12 protein-coding genes are annotated in these 12,624 nt (G+C 67.3%); 6 read left to right on the top strand and 6 right to left on the bottom strand.

Annotated features, from left to right (window positions below; translation table 11 throughout):
* Window positions 1–275 precede the first annotated feature (275 nt).
* The 3 genes from E1263_RS39190 to mptB are packed head-to-tail and all read left to right on the top strand — an operon-like array spanning window position 276 to window position 3,478.
* Entirely contained in the window at window positions 276–1,238 is a 963-nt protein-coding gene (locus E1263_RS39190; protein WP_202869271.1) for an ABC transporter ATP-binding protein, read from the top strand.
* Window positions 1,235–1,999 (top strand): ABC transporter permease, encoded by a 765-nt coding sequence (locus E1263_RS39185; RefSeq protein ID WP_132176977.1) that lies wholly within the window; start codon window positions 1,235–1,237, stop codon window positions 1,997–1,999. The genes E1263_RS39190 and E1263_RS39185 overlap by 4 nt, the downstream gene beginning before the upstream one ends.
* A 39-nt stretch (window positions 2,000–2,038) precedes the next feature.
* Complete coding sequence (gene mptB / locus E1263_RS39180; RefSeq protein ID WP_165956913.1) at window positions 2,039–3,478, top strand: polyprenol phosphomannose-dependent alpha 1,6 mannosyltransferase MptB; 1,440 nt, start codon at window positions 2,039–2,041, stop codon at window positions 3,476–3,478.
* On the opposite strand, the gene menD is transcribed toward mptB, so the two are convergent.
* From menD to menE, 3 genes are read right to left on the bottom strand one after another with little or no spacing between them, the layout of a single operon-like run.
* A complete protein-coding gene (menD, locus tag E1263_RS39175; RefSeq protein WP_132176975.1) occupies window positions 3,426–5,066 on the bottom strand; it encodes a 2-succinyl-5-enolpyruvyl-6-hydroxy-3-cyclohexene-1-carboxylic-acid synthase in 1,641 nt (546 codons plus the stop codon). The genes mptB and menD overlap by 53 nt on opposite strands.
* Entirely contained in the window at window positions 5,063–5,989 is a 927-nt protein-coding gene (locus E1263_RS39170; protein ID WP_132176973.1) for an o-succinylbenzoate synthase, read from the bottom strand. Before E1263_RS39170 ends, menD begins: the two co-directional genes overlap by 4 nt.
* Window positions 5,986–7,050: an o-succinylbenzoate--CoA ligase gene (gene menE, locus E1263_RS39165; RefSeq protein ID WP_132176971.1), complete on the bottom strand. Its 1,065-nt coding sequence runs from the start codon at window positions 7,048–7,050 to the stop codon at window positions 5,986–5,988. Before menE ends, E1263_RS39170 begins: the two co-directional genes overlap by 4 nt.
* Window positions 7,051–7,086: 36 nt before the next feature.
* On the opposite strand from menE, the gene E1263_RS39160 reads away from it, so the two are divergent.
* Window positions 7,087–7,959 (top strand): 1,4-dihydroxy-2-naphthoate polyprenyltransferase, encoded by an 873-nt coding sequence (locus E1263_RS39160; protein WP_132176969.1) that lies wholly within the window; start codon window positions 7,087–7,089, stop codon window positions 7,957–7,959.
* Here E1263_RS39160 and E1263_RS39155 read toward each other — a convergent pair.
* The gene (locus tag E1263_RS39155; RefSeq protein ID WP_132176967.1) at window positions 7,917–9,122 is read right to left on the bottom strand and encodes an FAD-dependent monooxygenase; all 1,206 of its coding nucleotides are present in this window, start codon (window positions 9,120–9,122) and stop codon (window positions 7,917–7,919) included. The two genes, E1263_RS39160 and E1263_RS39155, sit on opposite strands and share 43 nt — an antisense overlap.
* Before the next feature lie 77 nt (window positions 9,123–9,199).
* On the opposite strand from E1263_RS39155, the gene E1263_RS39150 reads away from it, so the two are divergent.
* Window positions 9,200–9,658, top strand: a complete 459-nt coding sequence (locus E1263_RS39150; protein ID WP_132176965.1) for a MarR family winged helix-turn-helix transcriptional regulator — start codon at window positions 9,200–9,202, stop codon at window positions 9,656–9,658.
* Here the strand turns inward: E1263_RS39150 and cds1 are convergent.
* Together cds1 and E1263_RS39140 are read right to left on the bottom strand one after the other, a co-directional pair.
* Window positions 9,648–10,769 (bottom strand): L-cysteine desulfhydrase Cds1, encoded by a 1,122-nt coding sequence (gene cds1, locus E1263_RS39145; protein WP_132176963.1) that lies wholly within the window; start codon window positions 10,767–10,769, stop codon window positions 9,648–9,650. The genes E1263_RS39150 and cds1 overlap by 11 nt on opposite strands.
* A gap of 65 nt (window positions 10,770–10,834) precedes the next feature.
* Window positions 10,835–11,461, bottom strand: a complete 627-nt coding sequence (locus E1263_RS39140) for a M23 family metallopeptidase (protein ID WP_165956912.1) — start codon at window positions 11,459–11,461, stop codon at window positions 10,835–10,837.
* Between the two features lie 139 nt (window positions 11,462–11,600).
* On the opposite strand from E1263_RS39140, the gene E1263_RS39135 reads away from it, so the two are divergent.
* Window positions 11,601–12,620 carry a M48 family metallopeptidase gene (locus E1263_RS39135; RefSeq protein WP_132176959.1) on the top strand — a complete coding sequence of 340 codons (1,020 nt, stop codon included), beginning with the start codon at window positions 11,601–11,603 and terminating at the stop codon, window positions 12,618–12,620.
* The last annotated feature ends 4 nt before the right edge of the window (window positions 12,621–12,624 follow it).

Genomic DNA, 12,624 nt, shown 5'->3' with positions numbered 1-12,624 from the left:
TCACCCGCGTCGCCTTCGGCTTCCACTCACCCACCGCACTCATCGCCCTGGCCATGCTCAACCTCGGCGGTCACCGGCCCACCCTCCCCAACCGAAACTGACCCACAGATCAGTCAGGAGAGCCCCATTTGGTGGGCTGACCCATCGGAGTGTGGGTGGGCCCACCGCATGCAGTTGGCCCACCCACAACCGGATGGGCTGACCCATCAAATGAGGATCATCCGAGCGACTATTCAATGTTGACTATTCAAGGTTGATTGCGCAGACTTGTCGGCATGATGATCGAAGCTCGCGGACTCGTCCGCACGTTCAAGACCCGGCGGGGGCCGGTAGAGGCGGTTCAGGGGGTGGACCTAGCGGTCGCCGATGGCGAGATCGTGGGTTTCCTCGGGCCCAACGGGGCCGGCAAGACGACGACAATGCGGATGCTGGCGACTCTGATCCAGCCGACCAGCGGCACCGCGACCGTGGCGGGATGCGACCTCGCGAAGGACCCGGTCGGCGTGCGCCGCCGGATCGGGTACGTCCCGCAGAGCGGGTCTACACTGCCCGAGGCGATCGCCGGTGACGAGGTGGTCGACCACGCCAGGCTGTACGGCGTACCGAAGGCGGAGGCGGCTGCGCGCGGCCAGCGTCTGTTCGAGGAGCTGGATCTGCCCGGGCTATGGCGGCGGCAGTGCAAGACGCTGTCCGGTGGGCAGCGACGGCGACTCGACATCGTGATGGGGCTGATCCACGAGCCCAAGCTGATCTTCCTGGACGAGCCGACCACCGGGCTCGACCCACAGGCCAGAGCGAACCTGTGGGAGCACATCCGCGGGCTGCGGGCGCGTGGGGCGACGATCTTCATCACCACGCACTACCTGGACGAGGCAGACGCGCTCTGCGACCGCATCCTCGTCATAGACCAGGGGAAGATCGTCGGCTCCGGCACTCCAGAGGAGCTGAAGCAGCAGGTCTCCGGTGACGGCGTCCGGCTCGACCTGGCCGACGCTGCGAACGCACCGGCTGTTTCGAAGATCGTTGCGGAGCTGGACGGCGCGGTGGCGATCGAGGCCGACGGTGCGACGGTGAACTTCCGCATCCCGCGTGGTGGCTCGGTGCTGCCCGGTCTGCTGCGGTCGATCGACGCCCAGGGCATTGAGCTGGAGGGAGTCGAGGTGCACCGGCCGACACTCGACGACGTGTTCCTCACGATGACCGGGCGCTCGCTGCGCGACGAGGAGGCAACAGCATGACGGTACTGCGCGAGACGTGGATCGTGTTCAACCGGGCGATGCGGCTGTCGCTGCGCAACCCGATGTGGTCGATCCTGATGCTCAGCCAGCCGCTGATGTACCTGTTCCTGTTCGGCCCGCTCCTGAAGCCGATCACCGCGCAGATCAGCGAGGGCGCGACCACGAACGCCTACCAGGTGTTCATCCCCGGTCTGATCGTCCAGCTCGGCATGTTCGGTGCGATGTTCGTGGGCTTCGGTCTGATCGCGGAGTACCGCGCCGGCGTCATCGAGGCCGACCGGGTCACTCCGGCATCGCGGATGGCTCTGATGGCAGGGCGAGTACTGCGCGATGTCGTCGTGCTGGTCGCTCAGTCGGCACTGTTGCTCGTGGCGGCGATTCCGCTCGGGCTGCGTGCGCCCTGGAAGGGTGTGCTGCTCTCACTGGTGATTGTGGCCCTGCTCGGCGCCACCTTCGCGTCGCTGTCGTACTCGGTCGCGCTCATCACCAAGAGCGAGGACGCACTGGCCCCGCTGCTGAACGGGATCGCCATGCCGTTGCTGCTGCTCTCCGGCATTCTCCTGCCGATGCAGATCGGCCCGACCTGGCTGCAGCGACTCTCTGACATCAGTCCGCTCAAACACGTGGTCAATGGCGTCCGTGCGATGTTCCGTGGCGAGGTAGCGAGCAGCCCGGCGCTGTGGGGTCTGTTCTGGGTTGTCCTGCTGACTGTCGTCGGCCTGACTGTCGGTGCCCGGACCTTCAAGAAAGAATCGGCTTAAGTTCATCAGGGAGTCGCATGGCCGGCGTAGCGTCCGGCCGTGCGATCACCCTTGGTCCGTGGCGTGGTGGGCTCTGTCGTTGTCGCCGTGACCAGTCTGGTGACCTCGACGGTGCCTCCGTCGTCCTGGGTGGCGTCCTTCCCGATCACTGGCGACCTGCGTACCGCACTGGCCGGCCGGATGATCGCACTAGCGTTCATGGTGGCCGGGCTCGGGCTGATGGCGTGGGCGTGGCTAGAGGTCGGCCGCAACGTCATGGCTGGCCAGAAGCCGCGGCTGGTGCGCATGGCGACGTACTGGAGTTTGCCGCTGCTCTTCATCCCACCGCTGTTCAGTCGGGACGCCTGGAGCTATGCGGCGCAGGGTGCGCTCGTGGCCGAGGGGTTCGACCCCTATGCGGTTGGCCCGGCGGCACTGTCCGGCCACATCGTCGAGGCGGTGGATCCACGCTGGATGGAGACACCAGCGCCGTACGGACCGTTGCCTCTCGCGTACGGCGGCCTGGTGGCGCACCTGACGATGGATCCGTACGTACTGATGCTGGCGCATCGTCTGCTGGCAGTCATCGGCATCGCACTGATCGCCTGGACCATCCCCCGCATCGCTACGGCCTGTCGGGTCGATCCTGTGTTCGCGACCTGGCTGGTGGTCCTCAACCCGATGCTGCTGATGCATGGGATCGGCGCAGCCCACAACGACATCCTGATGATCGGTCTGGCCTGCAGTGCTTTCGCACTAGCGCTGACAGGTCACTGGGGTACGGCGGCAGTCATAGCCGGTGTCTCTGCCGCAGTGAAGCTTCCTGGCGGGCTAGTGGTGATCGCCATCGCCGCAGTGATGAGTCCGCTGCCGAAACGTCTGTCACGACTCGCCAGTCTGGCTCTGGCGGGCGTGGTGTCCGTCCTGTCCCTAGTGACGGTCGGTGCGATCACCAACGTCGGTTCGGGTTGGCTGAACGCACTCGATGTGCCGGGCCTGGTCCGGTCACCGTTCTCGATCGCCAACCTGGTCGGTGACGCCGCCCACGGCATTCTCGGTTTCCTGGGCCAGGACACTGCCGCGGAACAGTCACTGGAGATCGTCAAGCTCACTGGGATGCTCCTGGCGATCACACTGATCGCCGTGCTGAGCCTGCGGTCGTCGATCCACCATGCGGCGCGTGCTGTGGGCATCGCCTTGCTGGCCATCGTCCTGCTCGGTCCGACGGCTCATGACTGGTACTTCCTGTGGTGTCTGCCGTTCCTGGCCGTGGCCCGGCCGGGCCGACGGCTGGTGACGACTATGGCGGCGGTCAGCTTGATCTTCACGATCGCTGCGCCGCTCAACTCCTCACTGCGCGGTGCGACGATTCCGATCCTCACCACGACCGCACTGGTGATCGCTGCCGTCGCACCGCTGCTCAACCGGTTGCGGAGTCTGCATCCGGCTAGACACCCCGCAGTGCCGCAACCAGCTCCTCAGCCAACGGTCGGTGCGTAGACCGCGGCACGCGGGCCTCGATCACGTCGATCCCGGCCACGGTGCTTGCGAGTGCCGCCTGCAGTGCTTCGGCCGTCTCCACCAGCTTGTACGGCGTTCCGGTCGCCGCACACAGCGCACCGAGGTCAGTGTTGTGCGGCGTACCGAAGACACGCTCGAAGTGCGATGCGTGGTTCGGGTCGCCTTGCTCGAGAGTGGAGAAGATCCCGCCGCCGTTGTCGTTGACCACCACGATCCGCAGGTCCGGCCGTGCCTCGTCCGGGCCGATGATCAGGCCGTTGGAGTCATGCAGGAAGGCCAGGTCACCAATCAGCGCGTACGTCGGTCCTGCGTTCGCCAGGGCAGCGCCAACGGCCGTTGAGATGGTGCCGTCGATCCCGGCCAGCCCGCGGTTGGCGATGGTGCGGATCGGGACGACCGGCGCCAAGTCCAGGTCACGGACCGCGTTGGAGGAGGCGACCACCAGCATGCCGTCCGCGCCGGCGGCGGCACCAACGAATGCAGCGATCCCGGGGCCGGTGAGGCCGTCAGTGAGCAGTTTGTCGATCGCCGGGCGGGCGGTCTGGTCTGCCTGCTGCCAGCGCTCCAGCCAATCCGTGGTGTCCGGCGCAGCGACCTGGAGTCCGGTCACCACAGCGGCCGCACGGCGGGCCGGGTCCGGCCACAGACCAGTCGGCGCGACCACGATCACCTCGACGTCCGCACGCGCCAGCAGCTTCGAGATCGGCCGCGACAGTGTTGGGTGCCCAAAGACCAGCACCCGCTCGATTTCGCTGACCAGATCATTTGCCTGCAGCAACAATCTGTAGGCTGAGATGACAGCAGGACCTGTTCTTGCCCGGCTGGAGGGCTCGGCGAACAGCGGCCAGTGACCGGACTCGGCCGCTAGCCGCGCCGCCTGCGATGCGCCGTCGCCAGCGACGACCACGGTCTTCGGTCCAGGCGACACGGTCGACAGCTGACCAGCCACAGCGTGCACCGCGGTCCAAGGCCCAGTACTGCGCCCATCCAGCGACTCCGGCCAGTCCTCACCGTCAGTCGGGACCAGCGGCTCAGCGAGCGGGCAGTTGAGCTGCACCGGCCCCGGGTCAGCGGACCGAGCACCGGTGGCATTGGCCACGGCACGGGCGACCTGCGAGCGCCAGTAGGCGACCTGACCGATCTCACGAACCGGAGTGCCAAGCTCATGAAACAGTCGGACAGCTGAGCCGAACACCTTGAGCTGATCGGTGGTCTGGTTCGCTCCGGCACCGCGCAGCGCGGGCGGACGGTCTGCACTCAGGACGATCAAGGGCAGTCCGCTGTGCGAGGCTTCCAGGACAGCCGGGTGCAGGTTGGCGACCGCCGTACCGGACGTGGTGACCACTGGCACGGGCAGACCGGTTCCGCGGATCAGTCCGATCGCCAGGAAGCCCGCCGTACGCTCATCGATCCGCACGTGCAGCCGAAGGCGGCCGGCGCGGTCCGCCTCGGCGAATGCCAAGGCGAGCGGCGCACTGCGGGATCCTGGGGAGACCACGGCCTCCCGGACTCCACAGCGGATCAGCTCGTCGACCACGACGGTGGCGAACGCAGTGGACGGGTTCATCCGGCACTCCTCTGTTGCACTCTGGACAGGCGCTGTTCCCACACTGCAGTCCGCTCGGCATCGGCCCGGTTGGCTTCGAGCTGGTCCGGCTGCACGCGCCGTACGGGCAGGAAGCCGTCCACCGGCAGCAGGGGGTCACTGACCACCTCGCTGGTGAACATGGAGACCGTGGCGAGCCCGCAGGCGTAGGGGAGTTCGGGGAGGGCGGCGGCGAGGGCGACACCGGCTGCGATACCGACGGAGGTCTCCAGGGCGGATGAGACGACGACCGGGAGACCGATCTGTTCCGCGATCTCCAGACAGGCGCGGACGCCGCCGATCGGCTGCACCTTGAGTACGGCGATATCGGCCGCCTCAAGCTTCTTGACCAGCAAGGGGTCCTCGGCCCGGCGGATCGACTCATCGGCCGCGACAAGGACGTCTGTACGCCGACGAACGGCGGCCAGGTCCTCGACCGCCATACACGGCTGTTCGACGTACTCGAGGTCGAAGCGTGACAACTGTTTGAGGGCATGCAGGGCCTCATCCACGGACCAGAGTCCGTTGGCATCGATGCGCACCTGACCGTCACCGATCGCATCGCGGACGGCTTCCACCCTGGCGATGTCGTCGGCGAGCGTCTGGCCAGGCTCCGCGACCTTCACCTTGGCGGTGCGGCAGCCGGAAGCTCTGACGATCGCTGCGGCCTTCTCCGGGCTGATGGCAGGCACAGTGCAGTTGACCGGTACGACGTCACGTAGCGGCGCGGGCCAACCGTCGTACGCGGCCTCTCGTGCAGCGCGTAGCCAGGAGACGGAGGTGGCGTCGTCGTAGTCCAGGAAGGGACTCCACTCGGCCCAGCCGGCTGGACCCTCGAACAGGATGCCTTCGCGGACGGTGATGCCACGGAACTTGTTCTTGAGCCCGAGCGAGTAGGTGATCACAGCAGGGCCTGCCTGTCGACCTTGCCGGAGGCAAGCATCGGCAGCGCGTCCAGCCGGCGCACCTCCTGCGGCGCCCACGTCCGGGGCAGCACCTCAGCCACGAAGTCCCGCAGCTCCTCCCGGCTCGGCTCACCGACGACGTACGCGATCACTCGGGTCCCCCACTCCGCATCTGGAACTCCCAGCACCACAGCGTCTTTCACATCCGGGTGCTCAAGCAGTCTGGCCTGCACGGTCGGCAGGGTGACGTTGACTCCCCCAGAGATCACCACGTCATCGATGCGGCCGATGACTCGCAGCCGACCGTCGACGAGCTCACCACGGTCCTGCGTCCGGAACCAGCCGTCCTGCAACACCTCTGGCTGTGACCGATAGCCCGAGAACAGCGTGTTCCCCTTGATCAGGATCCGCCCGTCGTCGATGGCCACCTCGGTACCCGTCAGCGGTAGTCCGTCATACACGCAGCCACTACCGGTCTCGGTCATCCCGTAGGCCGGGATCGCAGTCACCCCGGCTGCTGCTGCCCGAGCCCGCAGCGGGGCCGGCGTACGCGCACCACCGATGATGATCGCGTCGAACGACCGCAACGCGTCCACCTCGGTCTCCAGGTACCGGGCGAGCTGAGTCGGCACCATCGCGGTGTAGCGGCGTGAGCCTGTCATCGCCTTGGTGGACTCACTGAAGCTGTCGCCAAGCAACACTGGTGTCTGACCTGCCAGCACAGAGCGAGTGAGGATCTGCAGCCCACCCACGAAGTACGGCTTCATCGGCAGCAGCCATTGCCCCGGTCCGCCGAGCCGCTCGTGCGTCGCCTCGGCCGACGCGATCAGCGCGGCCCGGGAGAGCACCACGCCCTTCGGCTCGCCAGTGGACCCAGACGTGCTCAGTACGACAGCGCAGTCGTCGTCGATGGGCTGATCCGCGGCCACCGCGCGTACTACTCGCGCTGCTGCCGCTGGGTCGTCCGGCACGGGCGCGAAGGGTGCTCCGCCATCCAGTACGGCGGTCAACGCGGACAGCACCGCTTCCGGCGTACCGGGGACCAGGTGGAGGGTAGCCATAACAGTCCGAGCGTACGGCTGAAAGAATCCCTGTCCATGGCCACCCCTGCGCAGTGGATCGAAGGCGCGCGACCCCGAACCCTCCCCGCCGCCGTCGCCCCCGTTCTGGTCGGTACCGGCGCCGCTGCGTTCCTGGACTCCTTCGTCTGGTGGAAGGCTCTGCTGGCCCTGGGGGTTGCCCTGACCTTGCAGATCGGGGTGAACTACGCCAACGACTACAGCGACGGCATCCGCGGCACGGACGAGGTCCGCGTCGGCCCACTGCGACTGGTGGGCTCCAAGGTCGCCACGCCGAGCCAGGTGAAAACCGCAGCGTTCACCTGCTTCGGTGTCGGTGCCGCACTGGGCATCGTGCTGTGCGCAACCTCCAACTGGTGGCTACTGGTCGCCGGCGCCGCCTCACTGATCGGTGCATGGTTCTACACCGGCGGTAAGCGCCCCTACGGCTACCGCGCGCTTGGCGAGGTCAGCGTCTTCCTGTTCTTCGGGCTGGTCGCCGTACTCGGCACCACCTTCGTCCAGGCCGAGAAGCTGAGCTGGGTCGCAGTGGCCGGCGCAGTGTCGATCGGCTCGATCGCCTGCGCGCTCCTGGTCGCCAACAACCTCCGCGACATCCCCACCGACACTGTCACCGGCAAACGGACATTGGCCGTCGTACTGGGTGCTGCGAACTCCCGGAAGCTGTACGCCGGTCTGATCGTGCTGGCGTTCGTCCTGGCGGCAGTGTCTGCGCTGGCGACTCCGTGGACGCTGCTCGCGTTCATCGCCGTACCGCTGGCGATCAAGGCAACCCGCATCGTGCTCAGCGACGCGGTAGGCCCGGCCCTGATCCCCGTGCTGCAAGGCACTGGCCTCACCGAGCTGGTCTACGCCGTCGGACTCACGGCCGGGCTCTTCATCGCCTCGTAGTCCGGTAGCTCCAGCGCGGTGTGTGCCTCCCGGGCCTCTTCGCGGCTCATCGTTTGACCCCGCAGGGCGGCGTTGCGGGCATCCAGCAGCTCCTGAGTCGTCGGTGCCAGGCCCGACTGACCCTCCTGCACCAGTGCCTGGTTCTGCTCTACGAATCCACGCACTCGCTGCTCGTACGCAGTGAAGGCTTCGGTGTGGTCCGCGTGCGTGGCCAGCTCCCCCGCCAGCACGTAGGCACCGACCAGAGCGACGCTCGAACCCTGCCCTGACATGAACGACGTCGCATAGGCCGCATCGCCAACCAGCGCGACCCGTCCGCGTGACCAGCCCGGCATGTGAATCTGGCTGACCACATCGAAGAACATGTCGGCGGAATTCCGCATCGCCTCCACCAGCCGCGGCACGTGCCACCCCTGCTCGGGGAACCTCGACGCGACCAGCTCCCGCTGCGCCGCCGGGTTACGGAAGGCGTCGTACGGCGGCTCCTCCAGGCGGAAGGTGAGGAAGCCGTAGACCGGCTCGTCGGGCTCGTGCGCATTCAGCGCTGCGCAGCGGCCGGGGGCGTTCCAGATGACACCCTCGTGCGAGAGCCCGAACTCGTTGGGCAGGGTGAAGCCGGCGAACGCGAAACCGATGTAGCGGTGATAGTCCTCCTCCGGACCGAAGACCATCCCCCGGGTGCTGGAATGCAGACCATCGGCACCGATCACGAGGTCGAAGGACCGCTCGACCCCACTCGCGAAGACCACATCCACCCGGTCGCCCCGGTCGTCGAGTCGCGCGATCGAGTCACCGAAGAGGTAGTCGATCCGGTCGCGGGTCGGGCGGTAGAGCGCCTCGGCCAGGTCACCTCGCCGCACCTCCAGATCGAACCCCTCCTCGCCGCCGGTCATCAGCTCGGGCCGGATCGCCGCGATCAGCTCACCGTCCGGCTCGACGAACGAGATCCTGCGGGAGTCGACATGCGCCTTGCGCAGCTCCGGCAGCAGGCCCATCCGCTCGACCACCTCCCGCGCCGTACCGCGGATGTCGATCGCGTAGCCGCCACCGCGGAGCGCCTCGGACTTCTCCACCACGGTGACGTCGAAGCCGTACCGGTCGAGCCAGTAGGCGAGAGCCGGGCCGGCAATGCTGGCGCCGGAGATCAGCACGCTGCGAGTCATGATGCATCCTCCAGGAAAGATAGGTACTTTAGGTATCGATCTCCTGAAGCATATACATACCTAAGTTAGGTAATCAAATGACCCGCGACGACGGCCTGCTCGAAATCCTCCCCAGGCTCAGCCAGCTCAGCGCCGCCATCAGCCGCGGCCGGCTGGCCCAGCAGGCAACCGACGCGACCGGCCTGAATCTGGATCGCCCCGGCATGACGATCCTGATCACCCTCGCCAACGCCGGCACTCCTCTGCGCGTCGGCGAGATCGCCGAACGCATGCAGGTCGTCGGCCCCCACGTCACCCGGCAAGTCCAGGCCCTCGAACAACGCGGCCTCGTCCAACGCGTCGCCGACCCCACCGACAAACGCGTCAGCCTGATCGAGCCAACCCCCACCGGCACCGAAGCCGCGCAGACCTACATGACCACCGTCCTGGGTTGGTTCCGCGAAGTCATCGCCGACTGGCCCACCCAAGACCGCACCAACCTAGGCCGCCTCCTAGGCAAACTCGCCGACGACGTAACCACCCGCCTCACCCAGTGACAGGTTCCCGCCATTCGCCGGTGGTGGCGAAGGTATCCAGAGTGGCGAGGTACGGCGTGATGTCGATTCCGCTCGTACGGAGCCAGGCTTCGTCGTAGTAGGTGTTGCCGTAGCGTTCGCCGCTGTCGCACAGCAAGGTGACGATGCTGCCGCGGACTCCGGTACGGCGCATTTCGGCGGCCAGGCGGAGTGAGCCCCAGAGGTTGGTGCCGGTGGAGCCGCCGACCAGGCGACCGGTGACTCGGGAGCAGAACTGCATGGCGGCGATCGAGGCCGCATCCGGTACGGCGATCATCCGGTCGACGACGCCGAGCACGAACGAGGGTTCGACGCGGGGGCGGCCGATGCCTTCGATGCGGGAGGGGCGGCCGGTGGCGAAGTCGCGGTCGCCGGATTCGAAGGCGGGAAAGAACGAGGAGTTCTCGGGGTCGACGACAGCGACCGACGTGTCGTGGCGCTGGTAGCGGACATAGCGCCCGATGGTGGCCGACGTACCGCCGGTACCGGCGCCGACGACGACCCAGGTCGGGATCGGATGTTCCTCCAGCGCCAACTGGGTGAAGATCGACTCGGCGATGTTGTTGTTGCCACGCCAGTCCGTCGCCCGCTCGGCGTACGTGAACTGGTCCATGTAGTGACCGCCGGTCTCCTCGGCGAGCCGCTTCGCCTCGGCGTAGATCTGACCGGACCGCTCGACGAAGTGGCACCGGCCGCCGTAGAACTCGATCAGCTCGATCTTCTCGGGGCTCGTCGAGGCCGGCATCACCGCCACGAACGGCAGCCCGAGCAGCCGCGCGAAGTACGCCTCGCTGACCGCGGTCGACCCGCTCGACGCCTCGATCACCGGCATCCCCTCGCTGATCCACCCGTTGCACAGCGCATACAGGAACAGCGACCGCGCCAGCCGATGCTTCAGCGAACCCGTCGGGTGGACAGACTCGTCCTTCAGATACAGGTCCACACCGGTAACAGCCGGCATCGGGAACACGTGCAGATGCGTGTCCGCACTCCGGTTCGCATCCGCCTCGACGACGCGAACCGCCTCGGACACCCAGGCGCGGGCCTTCTCGTCCCGACGATCCACCTCACGACACACACCGCTGTCACTCATGCGCAGCAGGTTAGGTGTTCCGTCAAGATTTCGGTATTCCGCGCCTGGGAACCGAGCTCAGATCATCAGCAGTCGTAGCCGCGGGAGTAGCTGGACGGGCCGGGGTAGACGGCCCAGGTGCTCGCTCCGAACAGGGCCGCCACGACTACGCCGTCTTTGATCTGCTCGTAGTGCAGGTGGGGTCCGGTGACATTGCCGGTGTCGCCGACGCGGCCGATCTGGGTGCTGTCGGTGACGGTGGCGCCCACTCCCACTGCGCGGCTCTGCAGGTGGGCGTAGAGGGTGCGCCAGCCGTCGCCGTGGGCGATCTCGATGTAGTTGCCGTAGCCGCCGGCGTCGTACGCCGACCGCATCACGGTGCCGGATGCGCTCGTCTTGACCGGCTTGCCGAGGTCGGCGGTGCCGGAGCCGTAGTTGAAGTCGATGGCGTAGTACGACGGGCTGTGACCCGACCGGCTCGCACCGGACCAGGTCTCGTTGCACCGGAACGGCACGCGCAGCGTCGGCCGGGCGAGCGGAGCCATGTCGACGGCAGTGCGTACGGCGGCCGCCTTGGCTTCCGGTACGGCGGCCCGTTGCGCCATGTAACTCTGCTGAGCCGATGCAGGGTCTGGTAGGGCGCCGGCGGGCATTGCCGGCGTGAGGGTCAGTGCGGCCAAGGCGATGGCCGCACCGAGGGCAGGTCGGATCATGAGGACCTCCAGGGGCGGTTGGAGAGTTGTCGTCCACCAGCTTGGGCGTTCGAGATTGCACGAACCAGCAATCCGGTCAGACCCGGTCAGACCCGGAACCGAGCTACCTTGGGACGGACACCGACCTGTGGGGGAACAAATGACCGAGAACGGCGAGCGGCCGACCCGACCGCGGGTGACGCTGACCGACATCAGCTCGCGCGCGTGGGAGCACCCGGCGGATCGCGGTGCCCTGGTGGCGCTGCGGCAGCTGAAGGGGTTCGACTTCGTCCTGCGGAAGATCTCCGGGCTCATCGACGAGCGCGCCGTGCGGCTGCAGTTCCTCGGATCGGCGATCCGGGTCGACGAGCGGCAGTTCCCGCGGGTGCACCGGCTCTACACCGAGGCCGGCAGCACTCTCGACGTACGGCAGCTGCCTGAGCTGTACATCACCAACAGCCCGATCTGGAACGCGTTCACGATCGGCCTCGACAAGCCGATCATCGTCGTCAACAGCGCCATGCTGCAGGGACTCGACGAGGAGGAGCTCCGGTTCGTCCTCGGTCACGAGCTCGGCCACGCGCAGAGCGGGCACGCGCTCTACCAGTCGCTGCTGTTCTGGCTGATGCGGCTGACCGGTGCGATGAACTGGATGCCGATCGGCGCCCTGGGGATCCGCGCGATCATCGCCGCACTGCACGAGTGGTCCCGCAAGGCCGAGCTGTCGGGCGACCGCGCCGGCCTGCTCGCCGTACAGGATCCGGCGGTTGCACTCCGCGTGCAGATGAAGCTGGCCAGCGGCGGCCAGCTCGCCGAGCTCGACACGACCACCTTCCTGGCGCAAGGCACGGAGTACGAGAGCTCCGGCGACCTGCGCGACAGCGTGCTGAAGCTGCTGCTCCTCGAGGCCCAGTCGCACCCGCTCGCCGTCATCCGCGCGCACGAGCTGCGCCGCTGGGTCGACGAGGGCGAGTACACGACGATCGTCTCCGGCGACTACCCCAAGCGCCAGGACGACGACAACGCCTCGATGTCACAGGAGGCGAAGAACGCCGCCAAGTCGTACGGCGACGCCTTCGCCCGCTCGCAAGACCCGCTCGCCAAGGTCCTCCGCGACCTCGGCGACGGCCTCGGCGGCGTCCGCGACTGGGTCTCCGACAAACTCCGCCCGCCCCGCTGACCCC

This window comes from Kribbella antibiotica (assembly GCF_004349055.1).
Classification (GTDB): domain Bacteria; phylum Actinomycetota; class Actinomycetes; order Propionibacteriales; family Kribbellaceae; genus Kribbella; species Kribbella antibiotica.
Note: the sequence above shows the minus strand (reverse complement) of the source record. Positions and strands in the feature narration are given on the sequence as shown.

What these genes read in the sequence shown, in the direction of transcription:
- E1263_RS39150 (WP_132176965.1), top strand. Translation starts at nt 9,200, where the DNA reads ATGACCCGCGACGACGGCCTGCTCGAAATCCTCCCCAGGCTCAGCCAG.
- cds1 (WP_132176963.1), bottom strand. Translation starts at nt 10,769, where the DNA reads ATGAGTGACAGCGGTGTGTGTCGTGAGGTGGATCGTCGGGACGAGAAG.
- E1263_RS39135 (WP_132176959.1), top strand. Translation starts at nt 11,601, where the DNA reads ATGACCGAGAACGGCGAGCGGCCGACCCGACCGCGGGTGACGCTGACC.
- E1263_RS39155 (WP_132176967.1), bottom strand. Translation starts at nt 9,122, where the DNA reads ATGACTCGCAGCGTGCTGATCTCCGGCGCCAGCATTGCCGGCCCGGCT.
- menD (WP_132176975.1), bottom strand. Translation starts at nt 5,066, where the DNA reads ATGAACCCGTCCACTGCGTTCGCCACCGTCGTGGTCGACGAGCTGATC.
- E1263_RS39185 (WP_132176977.1), top strand. Translation starts at nt 1,235, where the DNA reads ATGACGGTACTGCGCGAGACGTGGATCGTGTTCAACCGGGCGATGCGG.
- E1263_RS39140 (WP_165956912.1), bottom strand. Translation starts at nt 11,461, where the DNA reads ATGATCCGACCTGCCCTCGGTGCGGCCATCGCCTTGGCCGCACTGACC.
- E1263_RS39190 (WP_202869271.1), top strand. Translation starts at nt 276, where the DNA reads ATGATGATCGAAGCTCGCGGACTCGTCCGCACGTTCAAGACCCGGCGG.
- menE (WP_132176971.1), bottom strand. Translation starts at nt 7,050, where the DNA reads ATGGCTACCCTCCACCTGGTCCCCGGTACGCCGGAAGCGGTGCTGTCC.
- E1263_RS39160 (WP_132176969.1), top strand. Translation starts at nt 7,087, where the DNA reads ATGGCCACCCCTGCGCAGTGGATCGAAGGCGCGCGACCCCGAACCCTC.